The 16,247-nt window shown below is 67.4% G+C and carries 12 protein-coding genes; 5 read left to right on the top strand and 7 right to left on the bottom strand.

Annotation, left to right across the window (positions count from 1 at the left end; genetic code table 11):
- Positions 1–77: 77 nt before the first annotated feature.
- The 5 genes from kdpC to ACWGKU_RS19260 form a co-directional block, all read right to left on the bottom strand.
- Positions 78–713: a potassium-transporting ATPase subunit KdpC gene (gene kdpC / locus ACWGKU_RS19280; protein ID WP_401047709.1), complete on the bottom strand. Its 636-nt coding sequence runs from the start codon at positions 711–713 to the stop codon at positions 78–80.
- A gap of 21 nt (positions 714–734) precedes the next feature.
- Positions 735–2,849, bottom strand: coding sequence for a potassium-transporting ATPase subunit KdpB (kdpB, locus tag ACWGKU_RS19275; RefSeq protein ID WP_401047710.1), 2,115 nt, complete (start codon positions 2,847–2,849; stop codon positions 735–737).
- Positions 2,849–4,513 carry a potassium-transporting ATPase subunit KdpA gene (kdpA, locus tag ACWGKU_RS19270; protein WP_452177425.1) on the bottom strand — a complete coding sequence of 555 codons (1,665 nt, stop codon included), beginning with the start codon at positions 4,511–4,513 and terminating at the stop codon, positions 2,849–2,851. Before kdpA ends, kdpB begins: the two co-directional genes overlap by 1 nt.
- 1 nt (position 4,514) lies before the next feature.
- A complete protein-coding gene (kdpF, locus tag ACWGKU_RS19265) occupies positions 4,515–4,604 on the bottom strand; it encodes a K(+)-transporting ATPase subunit F (protein WP_097237446.1) in 90 nt (29 codons plus the stop codon).
- 513 nt (positions 4,605–5,117) lie between these two features.
- On the bottom strand, positions 5,118–6,950 hold the full coding sequence (locus ACWGKU_RS19260; RefSeq protein WP_401047712.1) for an APC family permease: 1,833 nt from the start codon (positions 6,948–6,950) through the stop codon (positions 5,118–5,120).
- Positions 6,951–7,673: 723 nt separating this feature from the next.
- Between ACWGKU_RS19260 and ACWGKU_RS19255 the strand changes: the two genes are divergently transcribed.
- Entirely contained in the window at positions 7,674–11,447 is a 3,774-nt protein-coding gene (locus ACWGKU_RS19255; protein ID WP_452177424.1) for an NACHT domain-containing protein, read from the top strand.
- Positions 11,448–11,757: 310 nt separating this feature from the next.
- Here ACWGKU_RS19255 and ACWGKU_RS19250 read toward each other — a convergent pair whose 3' ends face one another.
- Positions 11,758–12,444 carry an HAD family hydrolase gene (locus ACWGKU_RS19250; RefSeq protein ID WP_452177423.1) on the bottom strand — a complete coding sequence of 229 codons (687 nt, stop codon included), beginning with the start codon at positions 12,442–12,444 and terminating at the stop codon, positions 11,758–11,760.
- Positions 12,441–13,289 carry a GntR family transcriptional regulator gene (locus ACWGKU_RS19245; protein ID WP_452177422.1) on the bottom strand — a complete coding sequence of 283 codons (849 nt, stop codon included), beginning with the start codon at positions 13,287–13,289 and terminating at the stop codon, positions 12,441–12,443. Before ACWGKU_RS19245 ends, ACWGKU_RS19250 begins: the two co-directional genes overlap by 4 nt.
- Positions 13,290–13,787: 498 nt before the next feature.
- Here ACWGKU_RS19245 and ACWGKU_RS19240 point away from each other — a divergent pair, with 498 nt between their 5' ends.
- Genes ACWGKU_RS19240 through ACWGKU_RS19225 form a run of 4 tightly spaced genes read left to right on the top strand, consistent with a single transcriptional unit; the run spans position 13,788 to position 16,148 of the window.
- On the top strand, positions 13,788–14,081 hold the full coding sequence (locus ACWGKU_RS19240) for a hypothetical protein (protein ID WP_452177421.1): 294 nt from the start codon (positions 13,788–13,790) through the stop codon (positions 14,079–14,081).
- Positions 14,078–14,722 (top strand): hypothetical protein, encoded by a 645-nt coding sequence (locus ACWGKU_RS19235; RefSeq protein ID WP_452177420.1) that lies wholly within the window; start codon positions 14,078–14,080, stop codon positions 14,720–14,722. The genes ACWGKU_RS19240 and ACWGKU_RS19235 overlap by 4 nt, the downstream gene beginning before the upstream one ends.
- Positions 14,719–15,990, top strand: a complete 1,272-nt coding sequence (locus ACWGKU_RS19230; protein ID WP_452177419.1) for a hypothetical protein — start codon at positions 14,719–14,721, stop codon at positions 15,988–15,990. The genes ACWGKU_RS19235 and ACWGKU_RS19230 overlap by 4 nt, the downstream gene beginning before the upstream one ends.
- Positions 15,991–16,007: 17 nt before the next feature.
- Complete coding sequence (locus tag ACWGKU_RS19225) at positions 16,008–16,148, top strand: hypothetical protein (RefSeq protein WP_452177418.1); 141 nt, start codon at positions 16,008–16,010, stop codon at positions 16,146–16,148.
- The last annotated feature ends 99 nt before the right edge of the window (positions 16,149–16,247 follow it).

The following is a 16,247-nucleotide window of genomic DNA, read 5'->3' as shown; positions in this document are numbered from 1 at the left end:
GCTCTTTCCATCGAAAAGTGGTGCACGTCTGCGGACGCGGGTCGGCCGGCCCGGTCACCCGTCTGTGTGAGGTGATGTCACTTCTGCTCGCTGAGCGCCTTGTTGAGCAGCACGACGTTGACGCCCTCGTTGCCGAGGAAGCCGAGCGAGCGGCTCTCGGTGTACTCGTCGACCAGCTTGGTCACGGCCTCCACCGGCAGGCCGCGGTTCCCGGCCACCCGGTCGACCTGCTCCTTGGCGTACGCGACGGAGATGTGCGGGTCGAGGCCGGAGCCGGAGGCGGTCAGCGCGTCGGCCGGGACGCTCGCCGGGTCGACGCCGTCGAACGCGGCGACGGCGGCGCGGCGGTCCTCGACGGCCTTCAGCAGGTCCTCGCTGTTCGGGCCGAGGTTGCTGGCGCTGGAGGAGGAGGCGTCGTAGCCGGTCCCGGCCGCGGAGGGGCGGGGCTGGAACCACTTCGGGTCCGGCCGGGCCTCCTCCTTCGGGTCGTCCGGGTTCTTCTTCGGGAGGTTGAAGTTCTGGCCGATCAGGCTGGAACCGGCCTCCTTGCCGTCGGACGTCACGGGCGAGCCGTTCGCCTTGTCGGTGAAGGCTGCCTGGGAGATGCCGGTGATCAGCAGGGGGTAGGCGATCCCGAGGATCACGGTGAGCACCAGGAGTGCCCGCAGGGCGGTGAAGTGGGTGCGGAGGGTGGTCGGCAGGGGCTTGGACATGGTTTTCTCTCCTTCCCTGCGTCAGCTGAGGCCGGGGATGAACTGGACGATCAGGTCGATCAGCTTGATGCCGACGAACGGCACCACCAGGCCGCCGAAGCCGTAGACCCCGATGTTGCGGCGCAGCAGCGAGCTGGCGTCGGACGGGCGGTAGCGCACGCCGCGCAGGGCGAGCGGGATCAGGCCGATGATGACCAGGGCGTTGAAGATGATCGCCGAGGTGATCGCGGACTGCGGGCTGTGCAGGCCCATGATGTTGAGGTGGCTCAGGCCCGGGTAGACCCCGGCGAACATCGCGGGGATGATCGCGAAGTACTTGGCCACGTCGTTGGCGATCGAGAAGGTGGTCAGGGCGCCGCGGGTGATCAGCAGCTGCTTGCCGATCTCCACGATCTCGATCAGCTTGGTCGGGTTGGAGTCCAGGTCGACCATGTTGCCGGCCTCCTTGGCCGCCATGGTCCCGGTGTTCATCGCGACGCCGACGTCGGCCTGGGCGAGCGCGGGGGCGTCGTTGGTGCCGTCGCCGGTCATCGCGACCAGCTTGCCGCCCTCCTGCTCCTTCTTGATCAGGGCCATCTTGTCCTCGGGCGTGGCCTCGGCGAGGAAGTCGTCCACGCCGGCCTCCTCCGCGATCGCCTTGGCGGTCAGCGGATTGTCACCCGTGATCATGATGGTCTTGATGCCCATCCGGCGGAGCTCGTCGAAGCGCTCCCGCATGCCCTCCTTGACCACGTCCTTGAGGTGGATGACCCCGAGGACGCGGGCCGGCCCGCTGCCGACCTTGGTGGCCACGACCAGCGGGGTGCCACCGGCCGCGGAGATGCCGTCGACCAGGGTGGCGACCTCGTCGCCGACCGAACCGCCGTTCTCGGTCACCCAGTTGGAGACCGAGCCGGCCGCGCCCTTGCGGACCTGGTGGACGCCCTCGGCCTCGTCCAGGTCCACCCCCGACATCCGGGTCTGGGCGGTGAACGGCACCCAGGTGGCGTGGGTCAGCTCGCCCTGGGCACGGGCCCGCAGACCGTACTCGGTCTTCGCGAGGACCACGATCGAGCGGCCCTCCGGGGTCTCGTCCGCGAGCGAGGAGAGCTGCGCGGCGCTGGCCAGTTCGTCGGTGGACACGCCCGGGGCGGCCAGGAACTCGGCGGCCTGGCGGTTGCCCAGGGTGATGGTGCCGGTCTTGTCGAGCAGCAGGGTGTTGACGTCGCCGGCGGCCTCGACGGCGCGGCCGGACATCGCCAGCACGTTGCGCTGCACCAGCCGGTCCATGCCGGCGATGCCGATCGCGGAGAGCAGCGCGCCGATGGTGGTCGGGATGAGCGCCACGATCAGGGCGACCAGGACGATCATCGACTGCGGGGCGCCCGCGTAGGTGGCCATCGGCTGGAGGGTCACGACCGCGACCAGGAAGACGATGGTCAGCGAGGCCAGCAGGATGTTGAGCGCGATCTCGTTCGGCGTCTTCTGCCGGGCGGCACCCTCGACCAGGGCGATCATCCGGTCGATGAACGACTTGCCGGGCTCCGAGGCGATCTTCACCACGATCCGGTCGGACAGCACCTTGGTGCCGCCGGTGACGGCACTGCGATCGCCGCCGGACTCGCGGATGACGGGCGCGGACTCGCCGGTGATCGCCGACTCGTCGACGCTGGCGACGCCCTCGACCACGTCACCGTCGCCGGGGATGATCTGGCCGGCCTCGACCACCACGTGGTCGCCGAGCCTCAGCGCGGTGCCGGGCACCTCCTCCTCGGCCCGGGTGGCGGGCCAGTCGGTGAGCCGGCGGGCGACGCTCTCGGTCTTGGTCTTGCGCAGGGTGTCGGCCTGGGCCTTGCCGCGGCCCTCGGCCACGGCCTCGGCCAGGTTCGCGAACACCGTGGTGAGCCAGAGCCAGACGGTGATGGCCCAGGCGAACACGGACGGGTCGGCTATCGCGGAGACCGTGGTGACCACCGAGCCGACCTCGACGACGAACATCACCGGGTTCTTGATCATCACCCGGGGATCGAGCTTCTTCACCGCGTCCGGCAGGGACGCGAGGATCAGCTTCGGGTCGAGCAGGCCGCTCGCCACTCTGTGCGGCGCGGCGGGCTCCGACTTGTCGGCCGGTGCGGGGTTGAGCGTAGAGGTGGACATCAGGAGGACAGACCTTCCGCGATCGGCCCGAGAGCCAGGGCCGGGAAGTAGGTGAGGCCGACGACGATCAGGATCACGCCCGACAGCAGGCCCACGAACAGCGGCTTGTGGGTGGGCAGGGTGCCCGGGGTGGCCGGGACCGGCTGCTGCTGGGCGAGCGAGCCGGCCAGCGCCAGGACGAAGACGATCGGCAGCAGACGACCGAAGATCATCGCCAGACCGAGCGCGGTGTCGTACCAGTCGGTGTTGACGGTGATGCCGCCGAAGGCCGAACCGTTGTTGTTGGCGGCCGAGGTGAAGGCGTACAGCACCTCGGAGAAGCCGTGGGCGCCCGAGTTGAGCATCCCGGCGCGCTCGCCCGGCAGGGCCATCGCCACGCCCGTGCCGACCAGCACGATCGTCGGCGTGGTGAGGATGTACAGCGAGGCGAACTTCATCTCCCGGCCGCCGAGCTTCTTGCCCAGGTACTCGGGGGTGCGGCCGACCATCAGGCCGGCGACGAACACCGCGACGACCGCGAGCACCAGCATCCCGTACAGGCCGGAGCCCACACCGCCGGGCGCGATCTCGCCCAGCATCATGTTGAAGACCGTCAGCCCGCCGCCGAACGGCGTGTACGAGTCGTGGAAGGAGTTCACCGCACCGGTCGAGGTCAGCGTGGTCGAGGCGGCGAACAGCGAGCTGGCGGCGATGCCGAAGCGCTGCTCCTTGCCCTCCATCGCGGCGCCCGCGGCCTGCAGGGCGCCGCCCTGGTGCTGCGACTCGGCGAAGGTCAGCAGGGCCACCGAGGCGACCCAGAACAGGCCCATCACGGCGACGATCGCGTAGCCCTGACGGTTGTCCCCCACCATCCGGCCGAAGGTCCGCGGCAGCGCGAACGGGATCAGCAGGATCAGGAAGATCTCGACCAGGTTGGTGAAGCCGGTCGGGTTCTCGAACGGGTGCGCCGAGTTGGCGTTGAAGAAGCCGCCGCCGTTGGTGCCGAGCAGCTTGATGACCTCCTGGGAGGCCACCGGGCCGCCCGGGATCTTCTGGACGTCACCCGCGAGGTTGGTGACCTCGTGAAAGCCGTGGAAGTTCTGGATCACGCCGTTGGCGGCCAGGACCAGGGCGAAGACGATCGAGATCGGCAACAGCAGGCGCAGGCTGATCCGGGTGAGGTCCACCCAGAAGTTGCCGACCCGGTCCGTCCTGTTGCGGGTGAAGCCCCGGATCAGCGCGGCGACGACGGCGATGCCGACGGCCGCGGAGACGAAGTTCTGCACCGCCAGGCCCGCCATCTGCGCCAGGTGGCCCATCGCGGACTCGCCGCCGTAGGACTGCCAGTTGGTGTTGGCGACGAACGAGATCGCGGTGTTCCAGGCCTGGTGGCCCTCCATCTGCGGAACGCCCAGGTTCAGCAGCAGGTAGCCCTGGAGGCGGATCAGGCCGTAGAGGAAGAGGACGGAGACGGCGGAGAAGGCCAGCACCGAGCGGAGATAGGCCGGCCAGCGCTGATCGGCGTCGCCGTCGACGCCGATCACCTTGTAGATGCCGCGCTCGACTCCGAGGTGCTTGGCGGACGTGAGGAGCTTGGCGATGTAGTCGCCGAGGGGGCGATAGCACAGGGCCAGCGCGCCGACGAGGGCGATGACCTGGAGCCAGCCCGCGAGAGTGGAGCTCATGTCAGAACTTCTCCGGGTAGATCAGCGCGACGACGAGATAGCCGACGAGGGCGACGGCCACGATCAGACCAGCGATGTTCTCGGCGCTCACAGCTTCTCCACCCCCCGCGCGATCAGGGCGATGACGGCGAACACGGCGACCGTGACACCGACGTAGATGAGATCGGACATGGGCTCCACCAGAGTGGTTCGGGAGATGCCGCGACCTGGGCCGGAAGGGCTCGCGCGGCGCCGGCGGACGACCGGCAGATGCAGCAAACCAGCCGTCAGGGGCGCGTTATGGGGCCCTGACGCCCTCCATACGGGTGACGGCGCGACGTTGACGCGGCCTTGACGGGCGCTTCACCGGACCGAGACCGTCGTGATCGGGCCGAGATCCGGCGGGGGCGGGCGGCGGTGCGGCGGCGGTCCTCGTCGGTACTCGTCGGGCGTCGCCGTGCCTCGCCGTGCCTCGCCGTGCCTCGCCGTGCCTCGCCGTGCCTCGCCGTGCCTCGCCGTGCCTCTCCGTGCCTCTCCGTGCGGGGAACGTGCCGGGACCGTGCCGGGAAACGGAGCGGCCCCGGACGGCGGTCTGCCGTCCGGGGCCGTCCTCCCCCGCTCCTGGTCACATCCGCATGCGCAGCCGGCAGACCACCGCGTCGGTGTGCCGCCGCAGGGCACGGTCGATCACGGCGCCGCGCCGGTTCTGCAGCGCCCGCTGCCACCAGCGGGCCGGCTCCACCTCGGGGATCAGCACGGTCAGCCGGTCGTAGGCGTGCTCCGCCCCCAGCTCGTTGACGAAGTCGGCGATCGGCCGGCCCAGCCGGCGGTGGACGTCCGGGATCTCCACCAGCGGCACGCCCGGACGCCACAGCTCCCAGTCCCGGCGCAGCGCCTCCGCGGCGGCCGGCTCGTGCACCACCGTCACCGCCATCACCTCGTCGCCGAGCGAGAGCGCCGCCGACAGGCCGTCCCGGGTCAGCCGGGTGATCGCGGTCACCGGGACGACGACCAGGCTGCGCTGCCTGGTCACCGGGCCGGGCACCCGGCCCAGCTCCAGCCGCTCGCCGATCCGCGCGTAGCTGCGGTGGACCGCCTCGAACAGCACCACCAGCAGCGGCAGCGCCACCACGATGCCCCAGGCGCCCTCGGTGAACTTGGTGCCGGTGACGACCAGCGCCGCGACGCCGGTGAGCAGCGCGCCGAAACCGTTCAGCGCGGCCTTCCACCGCCAGCCGGACGGCCGGTGCAGCAGCCAGTGCCGGACCATGCCGACCTGACAGACGGTGAAGCCGACGAACACGCCGATGGAGAACAGCGGCACCAGGCTGTTGACGTCCCCGCCGGAGCCGACCAGGAGCACCGCCGACACCGCGGCCAGGAACAGCACGCCGTACCGGTACACCTGGCGGTCGGCGCGCAGCGCGAACACGTGCGGGAGGTGGTTGTCCCGGGCGAGCAGGTCGAGCAGCACCGGCAGCCCGCCGAAGGAGGTGTTGGCGGCGAGCCCGAGCAGCACCACGGTGGCGAACTGGACGACGTAGAAGCCGAACCCGTGGCCGAGCGAGGCGTCGGCGAGCTGGGCGAGCACCGTGACGCCCTCGACCGGCTGGAGGTGGAAGCGGCCGATCAGCACGGCCAGCCCGATCAGCATCACGCCGAGCAGGGCACCGAGCGCGACCTCGGTGTGCTGGGCGCGCCTGACCCGCGGGGTGCGGAAGGAGGGGACGGCATTGGCCACCGCCTCCACGCCGGTCAGCGCGGAGCAGCCGGCCGCGAAGGCCTTGAGCAGCAGCAGCGCGCCGACGGCGGTGGCGTTCTCGGCGAGCGCCGAGGCGTGGCCGGCGGCGGCCGCGGTGCTGGCCGGGCCGTCCCGGAACAGCCCGACCACGACGATCGCCAGGATGGAGAGCACGAAGACGGCGGTCGGCGCCATGAACCAGCGCGCCGACTCGGCGATCCCGCGCAGGTTCACCGCGGTGACCAGCGCGAGCACGCCCAGGCAGAGCCAGACCCGGTCGTCGTACAGGCCCGGGACGGCCGAGGTGAGCGCGGCGACGCCGGCGGTGACCGAGACCGCGACGTTCAGGACGTAGTCGACGACCAGCGAGGCGGCCGCGGTCAGCGCGGTCCGGCGGCCCAGGTGCGCCTTGGCCACCGCGTAGGAGCCGCCGCCGTCCGGGAAGGCCGCGATCACCTGCCGGTAGGAGGCGACCAGCACCGCCAGCAGCAGGGCGATCGCGGCGGTGACCGGCAGCGTGAAGCCCAGCCCGTACGCCCCGGCGGCGGCGAGCACCAGCACGATCGACTCCGGCCCGTACGCGACCGAGGCCATGGCGTCCAGCGAGAGCGCGGCCAGCCCGCCGAGCGCGCTGAGCCGGTGCCGCTCGTCGCCCGTACCGGTGTCCGGCGGCTCGGGTTCGGCCGTCACGGCCGGCGGGGTGGTGGCGCTGGACATCGGACGGACCTCCGCAGTCGGTAGTTGGTCCGATCCTGCGGTCCGCGCACCCGCCGCCCCGGCGGGCCCTACGCGTTCCTGACGCCGCCACGAGCGGCCTTGACGCGCCCTTGACGCGGCGGCCGCGCCGCGCCGGCCCCGTCCGGTGGCTGTTGGCGGGGGTGGGGCGAGCCGTTGTCCCGGCGGTCGCCGGCTGGGAAGACGATCAGCTCTGTCGAAGGACTCCCACCCCCGGCCCCCACTCTGCTGCCTGCCACCCGTAATTGCAAGCAATGTGCAATAAGTGGCCCGACCGGCCCCGCCCCCGCGGAACCGCCGGAACACGACGAAAAGCCCCCGATCCGCGTTTCCGCAGATCGGGGGCTGTTTCTCTATCCTGTGGCTGGTGCAGGGTTCGAACCTGCGTAGCTTGCGCGACAGATTTACAGGCCGCTGACCAGGGGCGCTCTGACCAGGCAACTCTCGCTTGCGGGCCGCACCTGGTCCGCCCCTGGTCCGGATCATGGTTCCGGCGGCCTCCACTCGACCCAGGTCCGCCACTAGTCCTACCCCTGCGTCGAGCGAGCATCGAGGTCACCACCCCCTTCCGCGCAGCAGTCTCCTTGCACGGCCATCTCAAGACGGCTTCAACCAGCATTCGGTTTCACCAACTACCCACCGCAGACGGCCCGATCGGTAGACTCGGCTAGATCTGGGCAGCCGTGACCACGCTTGGGGAGCTTCGTGAAGGACTACGACTACGAGTCGCTCGGCGCTGACATGTTCCAGCAGCTGGCGCAAGCAGTACTCGTGAAGCTTCATCCAGACGTCCAATGCCTCCCCGTGGGGATGCCAGATGGCGGCCGGGATGCCTCTGTTCCGGGCGATGGAGCTCAGGACTCCATCGTCTATCAAGTGAAGTTTAGGAAGCCCACCCCGAACAGGGCGGCAACCCCAGAAGAAATTTGCACTTGGCTACAAAAGGCAATTGAGAAGGAACTCCCGAAGATTCGCCGACTCGGGCAGAAGGGCACCAGCAAATATGTAGTAGTCACCAATGCGCAGTGCTCATCACATGAGGATACGGGAACATTCGACCGAATGGGCGAGTGGATGAGGGATAACCTTCCCATTCCTGCTCAGATCTGGTGGAGAGACGATGTGAGCCGTCGACTAGACGGCGAGAGAGAAATTAAGCGCACTTACGGGCTACTGCGAGATCTGGACGGCCTCATGGAGCTCCTCGGGTTCCGCAGCCTAGAGAGTACCAGTGAGTCGCTAATTCGGACGGCCCGAACCGATCCGAGAATCGCGGCCCTAATTAAGGCCCTTCGCTTCCAGTATGGCCGCGACAGAACTGTTAAATTCAAGCAGGCCGATCTCAACCCCGAGCTCCTCGATGTTTTTGTCGATACGCCCACTGCAGCACTGGACATCTCGGTCTTTGACCTTCGGCTACTAATGCTGGATACCCAAGCAGAGAAAGATTCGCCAAGCGAATCATTCTCTGCTTGGCAGGGAATCATCAGACCAGTATCTGAAGAGGCTTACTCGGCGCGGGAGAACAACGGTCCGCCAGCGGCATCCTTGCTCTTGGCGAGCGTTCCATCAGCTGGCTCCAAAAGCGTCTCTCGATTCGTTCTCGAGGGTGCTCCAGGACAAGGAAAGTCGACGATAGGGCAGTATCTATGCCAGGTGCACAGAGCTAGGCTTCTCGGGCATGAGGACATTGCACGCTTTCCAAGCGATCACCGATCTAGCCCATTGAGGCTCCCGTTCCATGTCGATCTACGAGATCTGGCAACGTGGCTTCGTAAGAAGGACCCTTTCGACATCACCAACGCCGGGAAACCTCATGACTGGATCGGCAGCGTCGAATCTTTTCTCGCCGCGCAGATCCGAGAGTATTCTGGCGGAATGGCTTTCAGCGTAACCGACCTGGATTCAATTGTTTCGGCTACGCCAATTCTTCTTATTCTCGATGGCCTGGACGAAGTAGCCGACGTTGGTGACCGCAAAGCTGTCATCGCGGCGGTCAACGACGCCTTTCTGAGGCTTGAACATTCGTGTCCAGATATGCGCTTGGTCGCGACAAGTAGGCCCAACGCCTTCTCAAAATCGCCCGGGTTCCCGAAGAAGGACTATGCTTACCTGTCTCTGGCAGACCTCCCACTCAGCCTAGTTCTAACTTATACAGACGGATGGCTTAGAACGCGGAACATTGTGGACCGCGAAGCGCTTGATATCCGCAAGGCTCTCGGGGACAAGCTAAATCAGTCTCACATCATCGACCTGGCTAGAAATCCGATGCAGCTTGCCATCCTATTGTGGCTGGTGCAGCGAAAGGGTTCATCGCTCCCGGATAAGCGCACAGCGCTCTACAACGCCTACATGGACACCTTTCTGGACAGGGAGGCCGAGAAGAGCAATATCGTCCGTGACAAGCGGGACCTAATCCTTGAGCTTCACGGGTATATCGCCTGGCATCTCCACTGCAAAGCCGAGGCCGGCAGTTCCAGCGGCAATATTAGCGAGCCTCGACTCAAGAGCCTAATGAAGCGCTACCTCACGAACGAAGGCTATGACACGGAGATCGTAGACCAGCTCTTCACCGGCATGACGCAGCGCGTAATGGTACTAACGAGCAGGATCGAGGGAACCTTCGAATTTGAGGTGCAGCCGCTTCGCGAATATTTTGCAGCTAGATTCCTCTACTCCACGGCTCGCCCCTCTCCTCCTGGTGCCGAGCATGCTGGCACTCGGTCGGATCGGTTTGAATCTCTCGTAAGAAACCCTTATTGGTTGAATGTGATGAGATTCTTCGCAGGCTTCTCCGACAAAGGCGAGTTGGCCAACATTCTTGACCTTATCGAAGCGCTGCAGGCGGACAGTGAATTCGGGCTAACTGGATACCCCCGCCACATCGCTGCCGTGCTACTTCGAGACCAGGTCTTCTCACAAAAACCTAAGATCGCTCAAAGCGCCATGGAAATGGTGGCAAACCCGCAGGGCATCAGCCTGCTCAGTACAGCATGGTTCGGATCTGGGGAGATTCTAACAGTCAGCAAAGACTCGGGCGCTGCAGGAATGGCAGGTTTGATGCGCGCCCAAATCGAAAAGACACCCCGGCTTGAACGTTGTAGCCACCAGGCCTGTCGCGTACTCGTCGAAAACACCGACGGTACAGAAACAGTTGATTGGTGGTTCTCTAGAGCCGGAAGTCTAAACGGGATCGCGCTTCGTCATTGGATCAATGCCGGCCAGTTTCTGCGCGCTTTCCAGGTGCTTACACCGGGACAGATTTCAAAGCTCATCGCTGGAAGCCCAGATGATAACCAGTTGTGGCAGATTCTAATTATGTCCAACGCGCTTGACATTTCAAGGTTGAGCCGGTTTGAGCGCGGCAAGCTTCTTGAGGCTCTGAGAACAACCATCGGGCTGGAGTTGCGCCCGCACATTTTTTTCACCCTAGGGCTTCGGGCGTTCGAGTTCGTGAGCTCGCACCACTTCGTCAAGGCAGTCCTGGGTGAATACAGAGGAATGTCATCCATCGCGAAGTCGATTAGCAGGCTAGCAGGTGTGGCGGAGCCTGCGGATGACCCAGTCACCCAGGTGGCTTCTGAAATTGCTAAGTTGGTGGCTCGCGCCGAAGATCTGGCGGGTTTGGAGTGCCTCCAGCTACTCCAGGAAGCTCATGACCTAATCGTCACGCTTATTGGATCTGGGCCTCGGAGTGATGGCTTCGCGCTCGGTGCCGGCTTTGCGCGAGGTGGTGGGGTTACAAGGGCGGTCGCCGGTAACCTACTAGATAGGAACATCCATCCGGTGGCGCGGGCCCGTTTTGCGCGCACGCGGAAATCTGATGCGGAATGGTGGCGTAGCCAAGCTAGTGCTGTTACCTCCGAAGAAGACGCCCGATGGGTAATCAGCTCTGCAATGGCGTATAGCGGTCACGAGGTCGTGGCAATTGTATGCAAGGAGCTGGACCGGTGGATGCGCGGTATGGATGTCGGGCAAGCGGAGTTGGTTGCCGGCATCGCTGTCACTCCTGGGTATCAGCAGACTTCGCTGACGATTTCCAATGGCCAATATGACGGCCTGAGAATCAGCCCAGTCGGTCTACTGCTTCTTTCTCAAAAAGTCCCGCCAATGGAATCTATCTCACTCCTTCGAAGTGCAGTGAGAAAATCCAAGACCCGCGAACTGAAAGCATACATTAGCTCAGCGCTCGTGACACAGATTCTCGAGTCCCCCAATCCGTATGAATCACTCGACGAACTTAGGGCGGCTGGAGCGGATTCGGCGAAGGGTAGCGTCTCTTTTAAAACCATCAGAGGGCACATGCAGGTTCCGACGATCAGTCAAGCGAAAGCTGTTCTTGCCGATCCGAAGAACCTTCCAGATCGGGTTATCTGGGCAGCCGATCGTGAGCTCATGGGGCACATCAGCGCCAAGGCCACTCCGCTTTCACGGATTGCCGAGAGGGACGGATGGTTTGATGACTCACTATCGGATTGAAGGTTTTAGGTAGCTAGCTCACTGCCGCGCCGTTCGCGGCATGTGGGGTCGTCTCGCCGAGTAGCCAGAGGCGGATCGAGCCGTTTTTAGGGATAGAGCGAGTAGGCTGGTACACCATTACTGCCCACCGTCCAGGGCGGCTGGCCGCGACAGCTCCGCCTGGAATGTCAGGCCCAGTTGATGGCCACGCACTGGCAACTCGACCCGCCTGACATTGCGACAGGGTGCTCCAGGTTCACAACTCGGTCTCCCAAGCAGTCATGAGGCCTGGTCGGACAGCTTCGACTGTCCGACCAGGCTTTTGCTTTCGTCAGGCCAGGGCATCGGCGATGCGCTGCATCGAGTCCACGATTACCACGGCGCCGGCGGCGGCCAGTTTGGCTTCCTTCCCCAGCTTGTTGGCGTAGCCGATTGTCGGGACGCTGGCGGCCTCCCCGGCCTCGACGTCGCGGGCCGCGTCGCCGATGAAGACGCAGTGCTCCGGTGCAGTGCCCGCGGCTTTCATGGCCTCAAGCAGGAGCCGCGGGTTCGGCTTCATGGAAGAGGGGTCGCCCGGGGCGCGTCCGAAAACGTCGGCTACGTAGTCGCTGAGACCGTGCTCGGCGAGGTACGTCTCGATGGCCACGCTCGCGTTGTTGCTGACCACGGAGACCAGCCGGCCGGAGCGGACAGCAGCTCGGAGAACCGATTCTCCGCCCGGGGTCGGGCGGCCGACCCGGACAGCTTCGGTCTCCAGCGCAGCCAAGGTGGCGTCCGTACGATCCGTGAGATCGGGACGGGCGTCCGCGATCAGCCGGAGCAAGGCGAGCGGGTCGCTCTCCTCCTCCGCTCCGTCTGGGGCCTGCTCGCCGGTGGCGAGCAGGCCCTCGCGGAGTCGTCGAGCAACCTCCGGAGCGGGGAGGCCGGCGAAGACCGAGCACACCGGGCCGTCGAAGTCGAGCAGCACGTGCTTCACCGGCCGTAGCACGTCGGCGAGTTGCTCAGCGGTGGCGGTCATGGCTGCCGCTCGTAGGCGATCGTGCTCCACACGCTGTCGAACCACATCTGGGCCTGCTGGACGTACTGCGATCCGAGCGAGGCGTCATCCGGGCCGGCGGCGTGGTGGAACAGGGTGGTGTCCTTGCCGGTGACGTCGTAGAAGGTGTGGGCGGTGTCGTCGATCGCCACGGTGCGCTCGCGGAGCGGGTAGAAGCCGAAGAAGGCCTCCGACCTGTTCAGGATGTACAGCTTGAAGAGGCTGGACGCCCGGTGGACCTTGACCTGGACGCTCGCCTTCTGGACCAGACCCAGCTCGGCCAGCATCTCCACCGAGTGCGCGATGCCGCCGGCGTTCGTCAGGGCGATGTTCCGAGCGCGCTGCCGGAGGGCGGCCTCGTCCTGAAGCCCGTCGACCAGGACCGGCACCGCCATCGGCGCCGTGGTGTCCGGCAGCAGCAGGCGGACCGTGATGGACTCCGGTGCCAACCGCCCGGAGCGGACCTTGTCGAGCGGCTCCTGCAGCGCGTTGTGCAACGTCTCGCTGGAGAAGCCAGCGAAGTCGAGGGTCACCTGCTGCTGCTCGAAGGCGGCCTCCAGGTGAGGCCGCAGTCCGACCGGCCGAGACGTCCGCTCCCGCACGAAGGAGCCACTCCCCTGTCGGGTCACGATCAGCCCCTCGGTGCGGAGCAGGTCGAGTGCCTTGTCCACCGTGCCGCGCGCCACGCCGAAGTGCTTTGCCAGCTCAGGGCCGGAGGGCAGCTTGTCGCCGGTCTCGAAGCCCGGCTTTTTCGTGAGGATCGAGGCCCGCAGAGAGCTGCTGACCTGCTGATACGGGGGGCGCGAGTCATCCGGGTCTAGAGCCATAGGCCAATGCTAGGGGAGGTGCCCAACAGGCGCGAGAAACCCAACTCTCTTGACCTGCCTAAGCAGGTTGTCTATGTTGTGGGTGTCGCACCAAGTGAGACAGGGGCGGCACAGAGGGGCCTTCTTTGGGCTGCTCTGACCTGTACAAACGCACCCGTCAATGGCCGGCGTCCGCCGCGCCCAGGGTGAAGGGGCCCGGGATAGATCGGGCCGAGGCAACCGGCGCCTTGGCAGCCCGGATGGCTAGAGACCGAAAGGTCAACGCCGTCCATGCCTGGGAGCACATCCCGAAAGGACGGCCTGTCGGGTCCTGCTCTGCCGGCCCCGACCTGTGAACGAGTGACTTTGGCCCGGCCCTTCCGCTCGCGGTTGGGCCGTGGCCATGGCTACTCGTGCACCACGAGTAGCTGGGCCCGCAAGAGTTGGGCCGCCGCGCTCCCGGCCAAGGAACGTGCGGCGGCCCTCGGGCCCGCCCTCTGCGAGAGAAGAGGTAGACCCGTGAGGTCGATTGTTGCAGGCCAAACGGCCCTGAACGAGGACGAGTTCGCCGAGCTGGCGCTCGGCCTCGTCGTGGACTCGGAGTTCACCCGGCTGTTCGCCGGGGTTCCCGGTGAGGACGACGTCGAGCGCGCGGCCCGGATGGACGCCGCGGGCGACATCCTCGCGGACCTGCGCCGGGAGGACCCGGAGCTGGCCGCCTACGCCGAGCGCCTGCTGAGCATTGCGCCGGTGCCGCTGCGGCGCCCGGCCGTGATCCGCCGCACCGCGAGCGTCGAGCGGGAGGCGGCGTGAACAACATCCTGAACCGCGCCGACTGGCGCCTTGACCTCCGGAACGGGATGACCACCCGCAACGCCCGCCCGGAGCTGCCATCGGGTGTGGGCGTTACGGAGGCCCTGGACCTGCCGGTGGACGAGTTGCGGCGCGCCCTCGCCACGCACGAGGCCGGCCACGTCCTGGTCCTGCTGCACTTCGGGATCCCGTTCGAGGCGGTCTTCATCCGTGACGACCTCGGCCTGATCCCGGACCGGGTCGGTAGCGGCGGGGCGGTCGTCCTCGGTCCCTGGTCGGCCCCGCTCCTCACCGGCCTGACGATGCTGGCCTCCGACGAGCGGGCCCAGGACCGGCGGCTGCGGGAGACCGGCCGGTGGAACACCCGGCGCGGATGGGTGACCGAACTCGGCGCCATCAACGACCGCCGCGAGATCTACCGGGCCGTGGACGAGGCCTCCGGCCGGTACGTCACCTTCGGGACCTCTGATGACCCGTGCCGGGACCTGGCCGCGCTGCACGACCACACCGACGCCCTGCTCGACACGCTGTGGGAGCAGGTGACCCGCCTCGCCGAAACCCTCGACCGGTGCGGGCGGCTGACGGCCGGGCAGGCCGCCGAGGCCGCCGGCTTCTCCCCGACGGCGGGGTGGCAGCGGTGAGCGGACTGGGCGACTTCCGTGCCGAGCGGCGCGCCGACCAGCAGGCCGTCCGGGCCGATGACCGGGCGGACCGGCGCGAGGAGCGCGAGCAGAAGCGGCTGGACGCCGAGGCGGCCCGCCAGCGGCGCGAGGCCGACGAGCGCGCCGCCGAGCAGGCCCGGGAGCGGCGCCGGGCGGCGCGGGCCGCGCGCTTCGGCCGGGTGACCGGCTGGATCGCGGCGAACCCGGCGCGGGCGTTCGTCCGGCTGGTGCAGGCCTGCTCGATCGTGCCGGCCGTGGTCTCCCAGGTCGCCGCGCTCGACCACGCGAAAGTGGCCTGGGTGCTCGCGGTGCTGCTGGCCGCGATGCTGGAGGGCGGCGCGTGGGCGCTGGTCGCCATGGGCGCCCAGGCCGAGGGCGAACGCTCCACCCACACCTACCGCCTCGGCGCCTGGGCCGCCGGCACCGTCGCCGCCGGCATCAACTTCGCCCACGGCTGGACGCAGTACACCGACGCCCGGTGGGTCGCGTTCGTGCTGGCCCTGTCCAGCATCGGCGCCGTCTGGCTGACCGATCTCCAGACCCACGGCGGCCGCGGCCCGACCACCGCCGAGAAGAAGACGGCGAAGGAGCGTGCCGAGCACGCCCGCCGCCGGGCCGAGCACCACCCCGACGTTCGGGAGGTCGCGGACCGTCTGCTGTCCGCCGCCCCGTTCGGCGCGCTGCCCGCCGACGAGGCCTGGCGGATCGCCTGGGAGTACGTCCACGGCGTCACCGTCCCCGGACTGACGGCCGAGCTGCTGGCCCAGCGGCTCAACGCCCGCGCCCGCGTGGCGGAACTGAGCGCGCTCCCGGCGCCGGCCGATCTGTGGCCGGGAATGCCCGACGACCCGTTCCCCGCCCTCACCCTCCCGCTGCCCTCCGGACCGTCCGACGGCGTCTACCTCGACACCGTTCCCGACGGTCTGCGGAACGCTTCCCCGATCACGGCCGAGAGCCTCGAAGCCCTTTACCGAACGGGGTCGTACGTACCCGCACCCGGCGCTGTGGCACCCGGGAACGAGCCCTCGGACAGCCCCACCGGGAACGCTGCCGCGACCGCCGGGGAACGTCCCCTCGACCCGGCCGACATCGCCCGGGTCCGCGTCCTGGCCTACGACCTCGCCGCCCGCGGCGAAGAGCTCAGCACGAAGAAGGTCCGCGACGCGCTCGGCTGCCGCAACGGCTACGCCGTGCGCCTGCGCCGCCACGTCGACGCCGAGCGCGACAACCCGCCGGCCACCACCTGACCTCGGAGGAGACCGACATGGAGAGCTGCGACTACTGCGACGAGGTCAAGCCGGACGTCACGCGCCGCGTGGACCCGTTCGACCTGGAGATCAACGGCCGGGAGACGGTCGACGCCTTCTGCGACGACTGCTACCAGCTCCGCTTCGACGAGATCTGACCCCGCCCACGGGCGGGGCCCCCCCCCCCCAACCCGCGGGCGGCCCCCCCACCCAGCGGCGCCCCGGACGCCCGCCCAGAGAACCCCCCCCAAGCCCCG

Source organism: Kitasatospora sp. NPDC054768, from assembly GCF_053612025.1.
Note: the sequence above shows the minus strand (reverse complement) of the source record. Positions and strands in the feature narration are given on the sequence as shown.

What these genes read in the sequence shown, in the direction of transcription:
- ACWGKU_RS19250 (WP_452177423.1), bottom strand. Translation starts at nt 12,444, where the DNA reads ATGACCGCCACCGCTGAGCAACTCGCCGACGTGCTACGGCCGGTGAAG.
- kdpB (WP_401047710.1), bottom strand. Translation starts at nt 2,849, where the DNA reads ATGTCCACCTCTACGCTCAACCCCGCACCGGCCGACAAGTCGGAGCCC.
- kdpC (WP_401047709.1), bottom strand. Translation starts at nt 713, where the DNA reads ATGTCCAAGCCCCTGCCGACCACCCTCCGCACCCACTTCACCGCCCTG.
- ACWGKU_RS19225 (WP_452177418.1), top strand. Translation starts at nt 16,008, where the DNA reads ATGGAGAGCTGCGACTACTGCGACGAGGTCAAGCCGGACGTCACGCGC.
- ACWGKU_RS19260 (WP_401047712.1), bottom strand. Translation starts at nt 6,950, where the DNA reads ATGTCCAGCGCCACCACCCCGCCGGCCGTGACGGCCGAACCCGAGCCG.
- kdpA (WP_452177425.1), bottom strand. Translation starts at nt 4,513, where the DNA reads ATGAGCTCCACTCTCGCGGGCTGGCTCCAGGTCATCGCCCTCGTCGGC.
- ACWGKU_RS19245 (WP_452177422.1), bottom strand. Translation starts at nt 13,289, where the DNA reads ATGGCTCTAGACCCGGATGACTCGCGCCCCCCGTATCAGCAGGTCAGC.